This window comes from Pontibaca methylaminivorans (assembly GCF_900156525.1).
In the GTDB taxonomy this organism is placed as follows: Bacteria; Pseudomonadota; Alphaproteobacteria; order Rhodobacterales; family Rhodobacteraceae; genus Pontibaca; species Pontibaca methylaminivorans.
Map to the genome: position 1 here is coordinate 1844376 of NZ_FTPS01000001.1, position 16180 is coordinate 1860555.

Below are 16180 nucleotides of genomic sequence, written 5' to 3' on the forward strand. Positions count from 1 at the left end.
GCGCGGTGTGATGGGGGCTGCGCCCTCAGTTTGTGCCTTCGAGAATGCGGAGTTCGTCGCGGCTGTAGCGGTTCCGGGTCGGGCCGTCATCCCCGTCGCGGAAGTTCCGATCCTGGGGCAGGCAGCCGGGCCCGCAGATCTGGATTACGACCTCGGCGCTGCTGTCGATATACCAGAGCCGCCCGCCCGGGGTCGCGACATAGCCGTTCACGCCTTCGCGCCGGTCGCTGTCCATGTCCTGCACCGTCGGGAATTCGGCCGAGACAGTCGGGTCATAGGCGCCGTGGGTGTGCATGGAGGCGATCGGGGTAAATCCGGTCCGGGGCAGGCGCGGCGTGCAGGTGTTGCGTCTGCCGCGCAGCATTTCGGTAAAGGCAAGCCGTCCGTCGGGCAGGCTGCCGAGATAGCCGCAATATTCCCGGTCGGTTTCGATCGAACGCATCTGGGCCGGCGCGAGATGGGCGCGGACGGCGGCGACTTCGCCGGCCGGAGGCGGGCGCAGCGCCGCAGGTGCCGCCGCGGCGATGGAGGCCGGGAACAGGGCTCCCGCACCCGCTCCGACAGCGATGGCGAGCAGGGCGATGCGCCTGCGGAGGGCCGGGGACCGCGCCGGCCGGTGCCGGGGGGCGGGATCAGACAACGGTGACCATGGTGCCGATCGGAACCCTTTCATAGAGGTCGATCACGTTGCTGTTCGTCATGCGGATGCAGCCGTTCGAGACCGAGCGGCCGATGCTCTGTTCCTCGTTGGTGCCGTGCACGCGGAAATAGGTGTCGATGCCGTTTTCGAACAGATAGAGCGCGCGGGCGCCGAGCGGATTGTCGGGGCCGCCCGGCTGCACATAATCGTTGTCCTTGAAGCGGCCATAAGCCTCGGGGCTCCGGACGATCATGTCGTCGGTCGGCCGCCATGTGGGCCATTCCTTCTTGACGTCGATCGTGGCGGTTCCGGTGAATTCAAGCCCGGCCCTGCCGACGCCGACCCCGTAACGCAGCGCCGTACCGGGCGCGACCACCCAGTAGAGATAATAGAAGCTGGGCAGGATCAGCATTTCCCCCGGCAGGAAATCGGACCGGATGCCGACATAGCGCGGCGCCGGATCGAAGGGGGAACCTTCTTCGGCGCCCTCGGCAAGACCCGCATTCGGGGCGAGCGTGGAGGTGGCGGCGGCGGCGGTCGAGGCAAGCAGGAAATCGCGGCGTGACAGCATTTGGAATCGGACCCTTTCAAATGAATATTATCTGGGCCTCCCGGTTCCGGAATCAATCCCTTGCCGCAACCGGGAATTGCGGAGCGCCGAAATACGCGGGGCCCGCAGAAACTGCGGGCCCCGGTTGTGATTCTACTGGCAGTTCCCGGGCCTTGACGGTCGCCGGGCCGGTGTCATGCCGGTGTCACGCGAGCGAGATGTCGGTCGCGCTCTGGCGGCCGTCGCGGCCGGCTTCGATCTCGAAGGACACCTTCTGATTGTCCGCAAGGCCGGTCAGGCCGGCGCTCTGCACGGCGGAAATATGGACGAACACGTCCTTGCCGCCATCATCGGGGGCGATGAAACCATAACCCTTGGTGGTGTTGAACCATTTCACGGTGCCTGTGGCCATTTCCGTGTCTCCTGAACTTGGTGCTGTCCGCCGGAATGCGACAGCCTGGCGTCGGTGCTCTTTGGATCGATTGGACTGAGCGCCGTTTGGTCGGAGACAGTTGGTCGAGAAAGAAACGTCGGCCGGCCCATATTGCAGCGGAAAACCGGTCTTGCAAGACGATTCGCGCAATCGCCGCCAAGCGGCAAAGAAGTGCCGGATCCGGCCCGCTTTCCCTGGCCGCCGTCAACACGGCGGTGCGGCCAAGGAGCCATGCGCCATGCAGGGCGCGGGGCGGGCTTTTCCCGTCCATGATTGGCCGCCATTCGATGCGGTAGCTCACTTGACGATCACGCGGTTCTCCATGACGATGTGCGCGATTCCGGGCGGTCCCGCCTTTTTTCCGGAGGCCAGTATGAGCGAAACCCTCGAGCGGTTTTCCCCGCAGATGCGTAGCGTGCTCCGTATCGTGGCCGCGCTGATCTTCTTTGCCCATGGCAGCCAGAAGCTGCTCGGGTTCCCGGCAAGTGACATGAGCCCGGATGCGTTCACCCTGTCCTGGACTGCGGGAGTGCTCGAACTGGTGGGAGGCGGTCTGCTGATCATCGGCCTTTTTACCCGGCCGGTTGCCTTTGTCCTTTCCGGGCTGATGGCTGTCGCCTACTGGATGGCCCATGCACCGCAAAGCCCGTTCCCGGCGCTGAACGGCGGCGATGCGGCGATCCTCTATTGCTTTGTCTTTCTGTATATATCCGTTGCCGGTCCCGGCCCCTGGAGCGTCGATGCCGCGGTGCGGGGCAGGCGCTGACCGCCTTCTTTTCCGCCGGGCTGCGGGCCGGGGAGTCGGCCTCCGGGCTTACGCTTGACAGCGTGTTTCGCCACCGCAGCGACATCATCCGCCGAGAACTCGGGCCGGGATTGGAATCGAGGCCGGGGCGACGGCGCTGATTGCGTGCCCCGGCCCGGGTTGGGTCAGCGGGTGAACTTCTTGTGCTTCAGGCGCGTGGGTTCCAGCGCATCGGCGCCGAGGCGGCGTTTCTTGTCTTCCTCGTAATCGGCGAAGTTGCCTTCGAACCATTCCACATGCGCCTCGCCCTCGAAGGCGAGGATATGCGTGCAGATACGGTCGAGGAAGAACCGGTCGTGACTGATGACGACCGCGCAGCCGGCGAAATCGACCAGCGCGTCCTCGAGCGCGCGAAGCGTTTCGACATCGAGGTCGTTGGTCGGTTCGTCCAGCAGCAGCACGTTGCCACCGTCCTTGAGCAGGCGCGCCATGTGAACGCGGTTGCGCTCGCCGCCTGACAGCAGGCCGACCTTCTTCTGCTGGTCGCCGCCCTTGAAATTGAACGAACCGCAATAGGCGCGCGAGTTCACCTGCGCATCGCCGAGGTCGATCACCTCGGCCCCGCCCGAGATCGCCTCCCAGACGGTATCGGTGTCGTTCAGGTCGTCACGCGACTGGTCCACATAGGACAGCTTGACCGTATCGCCGTAGTCGACCGTGCCGGCATCCGGTTCAAGCTGGCCGGTCAGCATGCGGAACAGCGTGGACTTGCCGGCGCCGTTCGGGCCGATCACGCCGACGATGCCGCCGGGCGGCAGGGCAAAGGAAAGATCCTCGATCAGTTGCTTGTCGCCCATGTGCTTGCTGAGGCCGTTCACCTCGATCACCTTGCTGCCGAGGCGCGGACCGTTCGGAATGACGATCTGGGCGCGGGACAGCTTTTCGCGCTCGGACTGGCTGGCGAGTTCGTTATAGGCGTTGATCCGGGCGCGGGACTTGGCCTGCCGGGCCTTTGCGCCCTGGCGGATCCAGTCGAGTTCGCGTTCGAGCGTCTTCTGGCGCGACTTGTCCTCGCGCGCCTCCTGCGCGAGGCGCTTCGCCTTCTGTTCGAGCCAGGCGGAATAGTTGCCCTCGTAGGGGATGCCGCGGCCACGGTCGAGTTCGAGGATCCAGCCGGTGATCTCGTCAAGGAAATAACGGTCGTGGGTGACGATCAGGATCGTGCCCTTGTAATCGACCAGATGCTGCTGCAGCCAGGCGATGGTTTCGGCATCCAGATGGTTCGTGGGTTCGTCGAGCAGCAGCATGTCGGGTGCTTCGAGCAGCAGCTTGCAAAGCGCGACGCGGCGCTTTTCGCCCCCGGAAAGCGTGGTCACGTCGGCATCATCGGGCGGGCAGCGCAATGCCTCCATGGCGACGTCGATCTGACTGTCGAGATCCCAGAGGTTTTCGCTGTCGATCTCGTCCTGGAGCGCGGCCATCTCGTCGGCGGTCTCGTCCGAATAGTTCATGGCGAGGTCGTTGAACCGGTCGAGCTTGGCCTTTTTCGCGGCGACGCCCAGCATGACATTCTCGCGCACCGAAAGCGCCGGGTCGAGTTCGGGCTCCTGCGGAAGGTAGCCGACACGCGCGCCCTCGGCCGCCCAGGCTTCGCCGGAAAAATCGGTGTCGATTCCGGCCATGATCCGCAAGAGCGTGGACTTGCCCGAGCCGTTCACGCCGACGACGCCGATCTTGACTCCGGGAAGGAAGCTCAGGTGTATGTTTTCAAAGCATTTCTTTCCGCCCGGGTAGGTCTTGGACAGCCCCTGCGTGTGGTAGACATATTGATAGGCGGCCATGGTGGTGCTCCGGCTGGTCAGAAAGTTCGACTGCTGCCTCGTCTAGCCCCCGCTGCAGTCTTGGGCAAGGTCGGGTGCGATCGCTGCGATCATGGGGGCCGCCAGCGGCGCAGGCGATTTCCGCATCCGCGTTGGATTCACCGTTCCGCCCCGCGCCGGCATGGGCTATGGCCGGTCGCATGAGACAGGGCTTTCCGATGGCGACGCCGGGCATGGTGATCGGGCTGCTGGGGGGGTCGTTCGATCCGGCCCATGCGGCCCATGTCCATGTCACCCGCGAGTCGCTGAAACGCTTTGCGCTGGATCGGGTCTGGTGGCTCGTGAGCCCCGGCAACCCGCTCAAGGAACAGGGGCCCGCGCCGATGGCGGCGCGGATTGCCCATGCGCGCGGTCTGCTTGACGACCCGAGGGTCGAGGTGACCGGTATCGAGGCCCGGCTCGGCACGCGATATACGGCCGAGACGCTGGCGGCGCTGGTGGCGCGTTACGAGGGCGTGCGCTTCGTCTGGCTCATGGGGGCCGATAACCTTGCGCAGTTGCATCGCTGGCAGGACTGGCGCTGGATCGCCGACAATGTGCCCATGGGCGTTCTCGCACGGCCACGGATGCAGATGGCGGCGCTGTCATCGCCGGCGGCGCGGATCTACCGTGACCGGCGCATCCCCGAAAACGAAAGTCACCGCCTTGGCCGTGCCGAGCCGCCGGCCTGGTGTTTCGTGCATGCGCCGCTGCTGGACATATCCTCCACCCGGATCCGCGAGAGCGGGGCATGGGGCCGGGCCTGACCGCAGCCCCCGGGTGCCTGTGCTTGCCGAGCGGGATGCGCTCGCGTTATATGCGCCCATGAACAGATCGCGTCGTTCGTTCCTCGGCGGTCTCGGAGCGGTCCTGGCTGCGGGGCCGCTCGCGGCCGGAGCACCGGAGACATCGCTGCGCCCCCGGATGCGCGGCGCGATCGCTGCCGAGTTCCTGGACGGGCCGGAAGCGCTGGTAGCTCGTGCCGGGGTTGCGGGCCGGACGGCCTTTGTCGTTGCCGATGCCGAGAGCGGCCTGGTTCTTGAATCCCTTCACGGCAACCTGGGCCTGCCGCCGGCCAGCGTCGTGAAGGCCCTGACCGCGCTTTATGCGCTCGAGACGCTCGGGGCGGGATACCGGTTCAGGACGCGGCTCGCGGCGACGGGCAGTCTGCAGGACGGGGTGCTGCATGGCGATCTGGTCCTGCTCGGCGGCGGCGATCCCTCGCTCGATACGGACGATCTGGCCCGCATGGTGTCGCAGCTTGCGCAGGTGGGGGTGCGGGGCGTGCAGGGGCGTTTTCTGGTTGACGAGGGCGCTTTGCCGGCGGTGCGCAGCATCGACCCGGCGCAGGCGGCGCAACTGGCCTACAGCCCGGCGGTTTCGGGGATCGCGCTGAACTACAACCGCGTGCATTTCGAGTGGAAACAGGCGGGTGACGGCTATTCGCTCACGCTCGAGGCACGGGCGCGGGATTACCGCCCGGCGGTCACGGTCGCGAAGGTCGTGGTCGAAAGCCGGGCAACGCCGGTCTATGGCTACAGTGACACGGGCGGCGGCGACAGCTGGAGCGTCGCGCGCGCGGCGCTGGGCACCGAGGGCGCACGATGGCTGCCGGTGCGCCGGCCGGGCGCCTATGCGGGCGATGTGTTCCGCACCCTGGCCGAGGCGCAGGGAATCACGCTGCCGGCCGCCGGCATCGGTGCCGGGGCGACGCCCGCCGATGCGCGCGTGCTGGTCGAGCACCAGAGCGAGCCGCTGCAGGAGATCCTGCGCGACATGCTGAAATGGTCGAACAACCTGACCGCCGAGATGGTCGGCATGACCGCCACCGCGACGCGCAACGGGCGGCCGGCGTCGATGCGCGCCTCGGCGCAGGTGATGAGCGACTGGGCGGCGGCGCGTTACGGGATGCGCGGAACGCGGCTCATTGACCATTCGGGGCTGGGCGATGCGTCGCGGATGACGCCGGATGACCTTGTGGCGGCGCTGGTCCAGGCCCGCGCGCAGGAGCAGCTGCGCCCGTTGCTCAAGGAATTCACCCTCCGGGATGCGGGCGGCCGCCCCGATGCGAACCATCCGATCCGGGTCGATGCCAAGACCGGCACGCTGAATTTCGTCTCGGGGCTGGGCGGTTTCATGACCGGGGCGGACGGGACCGATCTGGCCTTTGCCATATTCTCGGCCGATGCCGACCAGCGCGCCGCCCACGCCGGCAGCGAGCAGGAGATCCCGCCCGGCGCGCGCAACTGGAACGCACGGGCGAAGTCCCTGCAGCAGAAGCTGATCGAGCGCTGGGGTGCGCTCTACTGCAGCTAGTCGTTCAGGTCATGTGGCGCGCCCGCGCGCCGCGTTCGATCGCCGCGGCATGCAGCCGGTCGATGTCCAGTTCGTGGCGGATTTCCTGCAGCATGCGCAATTCGGTCTGGGCAAGCCCCCCGTCGGAGGCGGCGACGTCGCAGGCCAGTGCATAAGCGGTTTCGCGGAGCCGCTCGGGCAACGCGCCGCGCACCCGGTTGAACAGCGTGTCGAGCCCGTCCTCCTGTTCGAGCAGCCCGAACACGGCCTGCGCCATGGCGGTCATTCTCGTGTCGTTGTAGTCGGCAAACACCGGAAGATGATTTATCAGCGCCTGAATCTTGACCAGTTCGGCAGTGCGGATCGTTTCATCCGCCGCTGATACCACGACCATGAGAGCAACCAGCGCGTCCTGCGCGCTCAACTGATCGACCTCCTGCATGACCCTTCCTTCCTGCTGTGAGCCGGGCATTTCCGGGCAGATTATTGACCCTCCTGCGGTGGCACAATAGGTAGCGGCCCAAGGGGTGCGCGAAGGTCGCATGCCGCTGTGATTTCTGGAGAAGAGAAGATGTCCGAATTGCGCGAAGCCGCGTTTCAGTCCCGAGCCTGGCCTTTCGAGGAAGCCCGCCGGATCCTGAAACGTTACGAAAAGGCGCCGCCGGCCAAGGGACATGTGCTTTTCGAGACCGGTTACGGCCCGTCGGGGCTGCCGCATATCGGCACTTTCGGCGAGGTTGCGCGCACCACGATGATCCGCCGCGCCTTCGAGGTGCTGAGCGATATTCCGACCCGGCTCGTGTGTTTTTCGGATGACCTGGACGGAATGCGCAAGGTTCCGGGGAACGTGCCCAATCAGGACATGCTGCGCGAACACCTGCAAAAGCCGCTGACATCGGTGCCCGATCCGTTCGGCACGCATGAAAGCTTTGGCGCACATAACAATGCCATGCTGCGGCGGTTTCTCGACACTTTCGGGTTCGATTACGAATTCGTCAGCGCGACCGAGTTTTATCGCTCGGGTCAGTTCGATGAAGTGCTGCTGCGCAGTGCCGAGCGCTATGACGATCTGATGAAGATCATGCTGAAAAGCCTGCGCGAGGAGCGTCAGAAAACCTATTCCATCTTTCTGCCGATCCACCCCGAAACCGGGCGGGTGCTTTACGTGCCGCTCAAGAATGTCGATGCGCGCGAAGGCACGATCACCTTCGATGACGAAACCGGGCGCGAATGGACCCTTCCGGTCACCGGCGGCAACGTGAAGCTGCAGTGGAAGCCGGATTTCGGCGCGCGCTGGGCGGCGCTCGGGGTGGATTTCGAGATGTATGGCAAGGACCATTCCTCGAATACGCCGATCTACGACGGTATCTGCCGCGTGCTGGGCGCCCGCCCGCCCGAGCATTTCGTCTATGAGCTGTTCCTGGACGAACACGGGCAGAAGATCAGCAAGTCGAGCGGCAACGGCATCAGCATCGACGAATGGCTGCGCTATGCGACCACCGAGAGCCTGTCCTATTTCATGTATCAGAAGCCGAAAACCGCGAAGCGGCTGTATTTCGACGTGATCCCGAAGGCGGTGGATGAATATCACCAGCAGTTGCGGGCCTATGCCGGTCAGGACGCGGCGGTGCGGCTCAACAACCCGGTGTGGCATATCCACGGCGGGGATGTGCCGCAGTCGACGCTCATCGTGCCCTTTGCCATGCTGCTGAACCTTGCTGCGGTTTCCAGCGCCGAGAATGACGAGCAGCTCTGGGGGTTCATCCGCCGTTACGCGCCGGATGCCTCGCCCGAAAGCCACCCCGATCTGGCCAAGGCGGTCGGCCATGCGCTGCGCTATTACGAGGATTTCATCCGCCCGACCCGCCGCTATCGCGCCGCGACCGAAGCCGAGCGCGAGGCGTTGCAGCAGTTGCGCGCGGATCTTGCCGCTTACGACGGGCCGCTTGAGGACGAGGCGTTGCAATCGGTTGTCTATGCGGTGGGGCGCGAGCGGTTCGACCCGCTTCGCGATTGGTTCGGGGCGCTGTACGAGGTTCTGCTCGGGGCGAGCCAGGGGCCGCGTTTCGGCGGTTTCATCGCGCTTTACGGGGTCGGCGAGACGATCGAACTGATCGACCGCGCGCTGGCGGGCGACCTGCTGGCCGAGGCGGTCTGACCCCTGTCGAAACGGAGGCGCGCAACGGCACCGTGACGGTGGCGTGAGCGCGCCTTCACCCTTTGCCGTTATCTCTTTCCCTCGCGTCGGGGCAGCCACGGATCAGGCCGCCGGGCGCGCTGTTCAGCCGATGGGAAAGGGATATTCATGAACAAGGCAATCACCGACGGCATTCTGTTCATGCCTCCGGCATTTGCTGACGGGCTTTCCGTCTGGTCGAGCGGGGACGGCACGCCGGGCTCGGATACCTATGCGGGGGCGCCGAACGCAGCCGTCGTCACGGCGGATCCGGATTTCGGCAGTTGTCTGGAGTTGCAGAAAACGCAGTCGGTGCAGAAGCTGCGGTTCATGGGCGAGACGCCGCTGCTGCCGGGGTGCTATCTGCAGATCCGCGCGCGCGTCAAGGCGGTGAGCGGCGCGCTGCCGTCGGTGCGGATCGCCGGCTGGGCGGGCGCAGGTGGCGGGGCTCATGTCGGCGGCGTGGTCGAGGTCGGGCCGACGGTGGTGCTGGCAAGTTATGGCGAGGTGGTCGAGGTCGCCGCCATCGTCGGCCCCGGGGCGCGCGGCGGCGTGGACATGCCCTGGGGCACGCGCGCGATCTATGGCCATTTCGGGCTGGATCTGACCGGGCAGAACGGCGGTGCGGTGCGGATCGACGCCATCGAGATCGAGGACGTCACCGGGATATTTCTGGGCGACATGATCGGTCGTGTCGATGTGCGCGATTTCGGCGCGGCCGGCGACGGCAGCACCGATGACACGGCGGCCTTTCTTGCGGCGGATGCGGCGACGCAGGGGCGGACCCTGTTCGTGCCCAAGGGGGATTACTTTCTTGCAGACAGCGTGACCATCGAGGCCCCGGTCGTGTTCGAGGGCACGGTTTCGATGCCTGCGGACAAGATGCTGCTGCTGACGCGCAGCTTTGACCTGCCGGCCTATGCGGATGCCTTCGGCAACGAGGAGCTGGCCTTCCGCAAGGCGTTTCAGGCGCTGCTCAACAACGTGGATCACGAATCGCTCGATCTCGGCGGGCGCAAGATCACCGTGACCGGGCCGATCGACATGGCGGCGGCGGTGCCCAACAAGGCGAGCTATGCCACGCGCCGCGTGATCCGAAACGGCCAGTTCGTGGCCGCGGAGTCGCCGGCATGGGAAACGGAGGTGGTGACGTCGCGTGCCTCTTACGGCTCCGGCGATGCACGCAGGCTGACCAATGTGGAGAATGTCGCCAATGTTCCGGTCGGCGCGCTGGTCACCGGCAACGGGGTGGGGCGTGAGGTCTACGTCCAGGCCAGAAACGTCGGCGCCGGGGAGATCACGCTGAGCGCACCGCTTTACGGCGCGGCGGCATCGCAGGTCTATACGTTCCACGGGTTCAGATATCTGCTGGATTTCAGCGGTTTCGAGCGGCTGAACCAGTTGTCCATCTCGAACGTGGAGTTCCAGTGCGGCGGGATCTGCAGCGGCATCCGCCTTGCGCCGGCGGGGCAGACCTTCAGCCTGCGGGACTGTTTCATCTCGCGGCCGATGGATCGCGGGCTGAGTTCGATCGGGGCCGGCTGCCAGGGGATGCTGATCGACCGTTGCCAGTTCCTGTCGGCGGAAGAGCCGCTCGACGTGGAATATCGCAAGACCATCGCGCTCAACGCCAATGCCAACGACGTCAAGCTGCGCCATAACCGTGCCACCAAGTTCAAGCATTTCGCCGTTCTGGGCGGGACCGACAGCATCGTGATCGGCAACCACTTCTTCCAGGGCGACGGCGTGAACAACGGCGTGCGCACCGCCGGGCTGATCATGATCGGCACTTACAAGGGCGCGACCATCACCGGCAACTATGTCGACAACTGCTCGATCGAATGGACCAACGAACACGACCGCGACCCGGTGTTCACCTCGGGGTTTTCCTTCAGCGCCATGAGCGTCACCGGGAACATCTTCCTGACCAGCGCGGCGGCGCCGTGGTTCAGCCAGATCGTCGTCAAACCCTATGGCGCCGGGCATTTCCTGAACGGGCTGACGGTGAGCGGCAACGTGTTCCGCTCGCTCAGCGGCAGGATCCAGCGGGGCGAGCGGGTGGATGACACCTTTGCCGGGCTGAACTTTGCCCGCACGAGGGATGTGGTCTTTGCCGACAACACCTATCACAACGTCGAGAAGCGGACCGCCAGCCCGCTGCGGCTGCGCCACAATCAGGGCACGGCAGCGGCGCAATGGACCGTCGACACCGACGGAGAGCTGCCCTTCGGCGGACGGGCGCGGGCGGTCGATGCGGTGGTCGCCATAGGCGAGCTGCGCAACGGCCAGGGGGCAACCAGATTCCTCGCGCCCCATGCCGGGCTGGAAAAGGGCGCCGGGCAGGAGCGGATCACGCTTGCCTGGGGCGAGGCGGTGCGGGGCGAGGTCTCCGTGGTGGTGCGGGTCGATCTCTGAGGCATGACGCCAGGGGGTCAGAATTCGCGCCAGATCGCGAGTTCGACCCCGGTGCCGGGGGTCGGGCCGAACCGACGCTCGACCCCGAGGACCCAGACCGTCTTGTCGCCGCGCCCGATCTGGATCGCCGGGATGAGCGACCAGGAGACCGGTGCATCAGCGATCCGGGAGGCCTCGAGCCGCAGCATGGGGCGGAACATGCGCCCGTTCGAGAGCCCGATGCCGGAATCGACCTTGTAGCTGCGGCCCGCCATGCCGGCGTGGTGTTCAACGGTGGCCTGCAGCGACATCCAGCCGCCCCCGAAGGGACGTTCAAAACCGCGCCCGACCGCGAGCGCAAGCGAGGACATGCGCGCCCGGCCGGTTTTGCGCATGGTGCGGCCGAGCCCGAGTTCGAGCGCGTAACGCGTGCGCCAGGATTCGGGGGTAAGCGGAACGCGCAGAAACAGCACTGCATGGCCGGTCTGCACCGCCACCAGTTCGGTTTCGTCGACCGCGGTCTTGTGGTTCAGATCAATACCGAGCGTCAGGTGCCGGAACAGGCCGTATTCGGCATAGATGCGGTTTTCGAGTTGCGGGGTTTCGGTCGGCCCGCGCAGCACCGCCGAGGTGGCGAGGAAGCCGCTGCCCTTTTCGCGCAGCCAGGCACCGGCCTCTGCCGGCGTGCCCGCCAGCAGTCCGATGCACAGCAGAAAGACGAGGATGACGCGCATGGGGAATCCCTTCGCCGTCACCATGAAAGAGCGTGGTTAACAGATCGTTAGCGCTTGCCTTTGCAAGGGCTTGCTCTAGGCTGGCGGAGAGCAGGGCCGGAGAGGCGATGGGGCGGATCATCACCATAGCGCAGCAGAAGGGCGGCAGCGGCAAGACCACCGTGGCGGTCAATCTTGCCGTCGGTCTTGCCCAGGCGGGCCATTCGGTCGCCTTGGTGGATACCGACCCGCAGGGAAGTTCCGGGCGCTGGTTCATGGCGCGGATCGAGGGGCTGCCCGAGCCGGGGATCGAATTTTCCACCGCCTCCGCCTGGGGCGTTCCCTATGAGTGCCGCAAGCTGGCCGACAGTCATGATTTCGTCATCATCGACACGCCGCCCAAGGCCGACAGCGACCTGCGCCCGGCGTTGCGGATCTCGGATCTGGTGCTGATTCCGGTCGCCACATCGCATCTTGATCTCTGGGCGGTCGAGGCGGTGCTGGACCTGACGCGCAGCGAGGGAATCCCGGCGCTGATCGTGATGACCCGCGGCCGGCCGGGAACCCGCCTTGAGAGCGAAGTCGGCGACAGCGCGGCCCGGCTTGATGCCGAGGTCGCGGCCGCGAGCCTTGCCAATCGCGTGACCTACGCCGAGACGCTGGCGCGGGGCCGGGCGGCGCTCGAGGCAGCGAAGGGGCCCGCCCATGACGAGATCCGGGGTCTTGTCGATGAAGTGAAGGCGCGGCTCGGGCCCGCATAGCCGCGGTTCACACCATGCGGGCCGACGGCCCGCAGCGTTCCGGAGAGCATCATGATTTACCACAATATCCTCGTTCCGATCGCATTCGATGCCGATCGCGACCTTCAGGCGCAGCTCAGCCTTGCGCGCAGGCTTGCGGCCCCCGAGGCACAGGTGACGCTCATGCATGTGATCGAGCAGGTGCCGAGCTATGCGATGTCCTATATCTCGGCCGATTACCTGGCCGAGGCGCGCAGCGCGATCCGGGCCGAGCTGCAGGATCTGGCGGCGGAGATTCCGAATGCGCGGGCGCAGGTCGTGGAAGGCCATCCGGGGCGCAGCATCATGGACTGGGCCAAGGCCAACAAGCCCGACCTGATCATCGTCGCATCGCACCGGCCGGGGATGCAGGATCTGCTGCTGGGCTCGACGGCGGCGCATGTGGTGCGCAGCGCGCATTGCTCGGTGCATGTGGTGCGCTGAAGGCGGATTCGGTGCGGACTGTGACCGGAAAACCGCGGAACTGCCAGGGATCCGGGCGAACAGCAACCCCTGGTTGATTGGCGGGCCCGCCCGATCTACCATCGGCGCCGGTGCTGAGAGGCCGGATTGAAACCGATGGCAGGGGGCCGTGGCATGAGCACGACCGTAACCTGGATGTGGATGGGAAACATTCCCGTTCTGAACACCTACCAGACGGCGAATATCTCGGCCCTGCGGGCGTCCTGGCTTATCGGGGAAACAGCCGAAGGGGGCGACATCGCCGCCGTCGACCTGACCGCGGCATCGGACCGGACCGGCGGCGCCGAGGTTTCCGGGCCAGCCACCAGGGCGGGGGCTCGCGCGGGCTCACGCCGCCGCCCTCGCGGTTTTCCTATCTCGACCCGGAAAGCGGCGAGCCCGTCACCGATACGATGGTCGTCGCATTCGTCGATGCGCGGTTCGCGGTCCGGGTGCCCGATGAAACCGGGGATGTGACGGTGCAGGAGCTTGACGGGCTGCTCATGCAGACCGGGACGGGTGACCTGTTCTTTGCCCCGAAACCGGAAACCGCTGCCGACTGGGCCGGGATAAGCGCGATCACCGGGATCGAGGTCATCGCTGCCGCACCCTTTGAAAACACCCATTTCATACCGATCATCAGCTATCGCGTGACCGGGCTCAACGAGGATGCGATTTGTTTCGGGCGCGGTGCCCTCATCCGCACCCCGGCCGGCGACACTCCGGTCGAGGAGCTGAAACCCGGCGATCTGGTCCTGACCCGTGACCACGGGCTGCAGGCGGTCCGGTGGGTCGGCTCGCGGCGGCTGTGCGCTGCCGAACTCGCGCTGTTTCCGCGGCTGCGCCCGATCCGCATCGCCGCCGGTGCGCTTGGCGAGGGGCTGCCGCGGCTTGATCTCGTGGTGTCGCCGCAGCACCGGATCCTGATCCGGTCCCGGATCGCCCTGCGCATGTTCGGCGCACCCGAGGTTCTGGTCGCGGCGCGCCAGCTTCTTGCGCTCGAGGGCGTGGAGACCGACCATGGCGCCGAAGAGGTCGAATATTTCCACCTGCTGTTCGCCCGTCACGAGGTGATCTTTGCCAATGGCTGCGAGGCGGAATCGCTGTTCACCGGACGCGAGGCGCTCCGCATGGCGGGGCGGCAGGCCGTGGCGGAAATTCTGGCGCTGTTCCCGGAGCTGCGCGAGCCCGGGCAGCCGCCGTCAAGCGCGCGGCCGATCCCGCCCGGGCGGGCGGTCCGGGGCATGATCCGCCGGCATATACGCAATCATCAGCCGCTGCTGAGCCGCATTTCCTGACGGAGTCCGGCAATTCTCCGCGGTTTGCGCATCCCCGCCGCAGGCTGCCCGAAAAGCGGACCGGACCCGGTCTGCGGATGCCCGGCCGGCCGCTGCCGTCAGCCGGCCGGAGGCGCGGAGGTTTCCCCCTGCCCGGAGAGGTCGGCAAAGCGCGCCTTGAGCAAGGCTTCGGCATATTCGGACCCGGCATCGCTGTCGTGGATCACGCCGCCGCCCACATTCACCCGCACGAGGTTCCCGGGCCCGCAGATCAGGGTGCGGATCGCCACCGAGAACGACATGGATCCGTCCGGGGCGATCCAGCCGATGGCGCCGCAATAGACATCGCGGGCGGCGGGTTCGAGTTCGGCGAGAATCTGCATCGAGCGGATCTTCGGGGCGCCGGTGATCGAGCCGCAGGGGAACAGCGCCTCGAAAATCTGCGTCAGCGTGATGCCGCGCGCAAGCTGCGCGGTGATGCGCGAGGTCATCTGATGCAGCGTCGCATAGGTCTCGACCGTGAAAAGCGCCGGCACCCGGACCGTGCCGATTTCGGCGATCCGGCTCATGTCGTTGCGCAGCAGATCGACGATCATCAGGTTCTCGGCCCGGTTCTTGGCCGATTCATGCAGCCAGCGGATGTTTGCGGTATCGGTTTCCGGGGTCGCGCCGCGGGCGATCGTGCCTTTCATCGGCTGCGCCGCCAGCCGGCCCTGCCGGTCCACGGAAAAGAACAGTTCGGGCGAACGTGACAGCACGACGGGGCCGCCAAGATCGACCAGCGCCCCGTGGGGCGCCGCCTGCCGATCGCGCAGCCGTTGCCAGAGCGAATCGATGCTGCCGCTGCGCGTCGTGCGCATGGGGAAGGTCAGGTTGGCCTGATAGATGTCGCCGGCGGCGATGTAATCCTGCACCCGGGCGAACGCCGCGCCATAGCTGTCGCTGTCCCAGTCGGGACGGAAGCGGCCCAAGCTCGCCCGCTCCTCGTCCTGCGGGGGGGCGGCCACGGGTTCGGGCGCATCAAAGACGCCGAACAGCAGCAGCGGCATGTCGCGCCGTGTGGGCAGCAGATCGTGCAGCTTGTCCGAAAACAGATAGCCGAGCTCATACCCCGCATAGCCGGCCAGCCAGTGGCCGTTGTCATGGGCATCCTGCAACGCCGCAAGCGCCGCCGGCACCTCGCCCGGATCATCCGCGCGGATGATTCGCCGCAATGAGCGAAACGCCGTGCCGCCGGGAACGGGGCCGTGTTCGAAGATCACGCGCGGATCGGGCATCGGGTGGCTGGTATCCTGTTGCTGTCGTCGCCTGCTTCAGAAATCGGCGGCAATCCGCAGTTCGCGCAGCGGCTTCACCGTGGCGGTGGAGTTCTCATAGATCGGATGCGCCTTGTAGGCCGCCAGATCCTCGGCGCTGGCGAATTCGGCATAGACGATCACGTCGACCTCGGTCGAATGGGCATCGCTGCGGCTGTTGCGGCGCACCTCGAAGAACTGCGCATGCGGAATGTCGGCAAGCTGCCCGAGTCCCTCGACTATGCGCGGGATGTCGGCCTTGTCCCTTGCGCTGAAGAAGACGACATGGCGGATTGCAGGTCTGTCAGACACGATGCACCCTTTCTGAAACGTTTCGCGGTGGTCTAGGCCATATTTTGCGGCCCGCCACAAGATCTGTCATCGGTCCTGCCAGGGCAAGAGGGCGCGGACGGACCACGCGCCGGGACGCAGAAGGTGTGCCCGGTGCTTTGCCGCATATCGACGGATATGCTTGCGCTCGCGCCGCGATTGAGCAAGGTTGCCGCACGGGAAGGTTCGGCGCCGGCGCGGAGAGTTTCCGACCGGATATTGCCCGCATGTC

Annotated in this window: 16 protein-coding genes; 8 read left to right on the top strand and 8 right to left on the bottom strand. The window is 66.1% G+C overall.

The window, feature by feature from the left end:
- Window positions 1-25: 25 nt before the first annotated feature.
- The 3 genes from B0B01_RS13515 to B0B01_RS09025 all read right to left on the bottom strand — a co-directional run bounded on the left by B0B01_RS13515 (window position 26) and on the right by B0B01_RS09025 (window position 1602).
- Window positions 26-673, bottom strand: coding sequence for a DUF4329 domain-containing protein (locus tag B0B01_RS13515; protein WP_083946129.1), 648 nt, complete (start codon window positions 671-673; stop codon window positions 26-28).
- A complete protein-coding gene (locus B0B01_RS09020; RefSeq protein ID WP_076649558.1) occupies window positions 633-1211 on the bottom strand; it encodes a L,D-transpeptidase in 579 nt (192 codons plus the stop codon). Before B0B01_RS09020 ends, B0B01_RS13515 begins: the two co-directional genes overlap by 41 nt.
- Before the next feature lie 184 nt (window positions 1212-1395).
- Window positions 1396-1602, bottom strand: coding sequence for a cold-shock protein (locus B0B01_RS09025; RefSeq protein ID WP_076649559.1), 207 nt, complete (start codon window positions 1600-1602; stop codon window positions 1396-1398).
- Window positions 1603-1996: 394 nt separating this feature from the next.
- Here B0B01_RS09025 and B0B01_RS09030 point away from each other — a divergent pair, with 394 nt between their 5' ends.
- Window positions 1997-2389, top strand: a complete 393-nt coding sequence (locus tag B0B01_RS09030; RefSeq protein WP_076650142.1) for a DoxX family protein — start codon at window positions 1997-1999, stop codon at window positions 2387-2389.
- Window positions 2390-2553: 164 nt separating this feature from the next.
- On the opposite strand, the gene ettA is transcribed toward B0B01_RS09030, so the two are convergent.
- Window positions 2554-4209: an energy-dependent translational throttle protein EttA gene (gene ettA / locus B0B01_RS09035; protein ID WP_076649560.1), complete on the bottom strand. Its 1656-nt coding sequence runs from the start codon at window positions 4207-4209 to the stop codon at window positions 2554-2556.
- 179 nt (window positions 4210-4388) lie between these two features.
- On the opposite strand from ettA, the gene B0B01_RS09040 reads away from it, so the two are divergent.
- Both B0B01_RS09040 and dacB read left to right on the top strand, forming a co-directional pair.
- Entirely contained in the window at window positions 4389-4994 is a 606-nt protein-coding gene (locus tag B0B01_RS09040) for a nicotinate-nucleotide adenylyltransferase (RefSeq protein WP_076650143.1), read from the top strand.
- A gap of 58 nt (window positions 4995-5052) precedes the next feature.
- A complete protein-coding gene (gene dacB / locus B0B01_RS09045; protein WP_076650144.1) occupies window positions 5053-6543 on the top strand; it encodes a D-alanyl-D-alanine carboxypeptidase/D-alanyl-D-alanine endopeptidase in 1491 nt (496 codons plus the stop codon).
- A gap of 4 nt (window positions 6544-6547) precedes the next feature.
- On the opposite strand, the gene B0B01_RS09050 is transcribed toward dacB, so the two are convergent.
- Window positions 6548-6964 (bottom strand): tellurite resistance TerB family protein, encoded by a 417-nt coding sequence (locus B0B01_RS09050; protein WP_076649561.1) that lies wholly within the window; start codon window positions 6962-6964, stop codon window positions 6548-6550.
- Window positions 6965-7093: 129 nt separating this feature from the next.
- Here B0B01_RS09050 and B0B01_RS09055 point away from each other — a divergent pair, with 129 nt between their 5' ends.
- Together B0B01_RS09055 and B0B01_RS09060 are read left to right on the top strand one after the other, a co-directional pair.
- Window positions 7094-8680: a lysine--tRNA ligase gene (locus tag B0B01_RS09055; RefSeq protein WP_076649562.1), complete on the top strand. Its 1587-nt coding sequence runs from the start codon at window positions 7094-7096 to the stop codon at window positions 8678-8680.
- Between the two features lie 147 nt (window positions 8681-8827).
- Entirely contained in the window at window positions 8828-11113 is a 2286-nt protein-coding gene (locus B0B01_RS09060; protein ID WP_076649563.1) for a glycosyl hydrolase family 28-related protein, read from the top strand.
- Between the two features lie 17 nt (window positions 11114-11130).
- Here B0B01_RS09060 and B0B01_RS09065 read toward each other — a convergent pair whose 3' ends face one another.
- On the bottom strand, window positions 11131-11826 hold the full coding sequence (locus tag B0B01_RS09065) for a hypothetical protein (protein WP_143733032.1): 696 nt from the start codon (window positions 11824-11826) through the stop codon (window positions 11131-11133).
- Between the two features lie 107 nt (window positions 11827-11933).
- On the opposite strand from B0B01_RS09065, the gene parA reads away from it, so the two are divergent.
- From parA to B0B01_RS09080, 3 genes are all read left to right on the top strand, one after another.
- Window positions 11934-12566 (top strand): ParA family partition ATPase, encoded by a 633-nt coding sequence (gene parA, locus B0B01_RS09070; protein WP_076649565.1) that lies wholly within the window; start codon window positions 11934-11936, stop codon window positions 12564-12566.
- Window positions 12567-12620: 54 nt separating this feature from the next.
- Complete coding sequence (locus tag B0B01_RS09075) at window positions 12621-13028, top strand: universal stress protein (protein ID WP_076650145.1); 408 nt, start codon at window positions 12621-12623, stop codon at window positions 13026-13028.
- 431 nt (window positions 13029-13459) lie between these two features.
- Window positions 13460-14344 (top strand): Hint domain-containing protein, encoded by an 885-nt coding sequence (locus tag B0B01_RS09080; RefSeq protein ID WP_143733033.1) that lies wholly within the window; start codon window positions 13460-13462, stop codon window positions 14342-14344.
- Window positions 14345-14442: 98 nt separating this feature from the next.
- On the opposite strand, the gene B0B01_RS09085 is transcribed toward B0B01_RS09080, so the two are convergent.
- Together B0B01_RS09085 and B0B01_RS09090 are read right to left on the bottom strand one after the other, a co-directional pair.
- The gene (locus B0B01_RS09085; protein ID WP_076649566.1) at window positions 14443-15600 is read right to left on the bottom strand and encodes an aminodeoxychorismate synthase component I; all 1158 of its coding nucleotides are present in this window, start codon (window positions 15598-15600) and stop codon (window positions 14443-14445) included.
- Between the two features lie 36 nt (window positions 15601-15636).
- Entirely contained in the window at window positions 15637-15930 is a 294-nt protein-coding gene (locus B0B01_RS09090; protein ID WP_076650147.1) for a Dabb family protein, read from the bottom strand.
- Window positions 15931-16180 lie beyond the last annotated feature (250 nt).

Bases quoted from the DNA above. Each gene is read 5' to 3' on its own strand.
- B0B01_RS09025 (WP_076649559.1), bottom strand. From the start codon at position 1,602: ATGGCCACAGGCACCGTGAAATGGTTCAACACCACCAAGGGTTATGGT.
- dacB (WP_076650144.1), top strand. From the start codon at position 5,053: ATGAACAGATCGCGTCGTTCGTTCCTCGGCGGTCTCGGAGCGGTCCTG.
- parA (WP_076649565.1), top strand. From the start codon at position 11,934: ATGGGGCGGATCATCACCATAGCGCAGCAGAAGGGCGGCAGCGGCAAG.
- ettA (WP_076649560.1), bottom strand. From the start codon at position 4,209: ATGGCCGCCTATCAATATGTCTACCACACGCAGGGGCTGTCCAAGACC.
- B0B01_RS09030 (WP_076650142.1), top strand. From the start codon at position 1,997: ATGAGCGAAACCCTCGAGCGGTTTTCCCCGCAGATGCGTAGCGTGCTC.
- B0B01_RS09065 (WP_143733032.1), bottom strand. From the start codon at position 11,826: ATGCGCGTCATCCTCGTCTTTCTGCTGTGCATCGGACTGCTGGCGGGC.
- B0B01_RS09040 (WP_076650143.1), top strand. From the start codon at position 4,389: ATGAGACAGGGCTTTCCGATGGCGACGCCGGGCATGGTGATCGGGCTG.
- B0B01_RS09020 (WP_076649558.1), bottom strand. From the start codon at position 1,211: ATGCTGTCACGCCGCGATTTCCTGCTTGCCTCGACCGCCGCCGCCGCC.
- B0B01_RS09055 (WP_076649562.1), top strand. From the start codon at position 7,094: ATGTCCGAATTGCGCGAAGCCGCGTTTCAGTCCCGAGCCTGGCCTTTC.
- B0B01_RS13515 (WP_083946129.1), bottom strand. From the start codon at position 673: ATGAAAGGGTTCCGATCGGCACCATGGTCACCGTTGTCTGATCCCGCC.
- B0B01_RS09050 (WP_076649561.1), bottom strand. From the start codon at position 6,964: ATGCAGGAGGTCGATCAGTTGAGCGCGCAGGACGCGCTGGTTGCTCTC.
- B0B01_RS09080 (WP_143733033.1), top strand. From the start codon at position 13,460: ATGGTCGTCGCATTCGTCGATGCGCGGTTCGCGGTCCGGGTGCCCGAT.
- B0B01_RS09060 (WP_076649563.1), top strand. From the start codon at position 8,828: ATGAACAAGGCAATCACCGACGGCATTCTGTTCATGCCTCCGGCATTT.
- B0B01_RS09085 (WP_076649566.1), bottom strand. From the start codon at position 15,600: ATGCCCGATCCGCGCGTGATCTTCGAACACGGCCCCGTTCCCGGCGGC.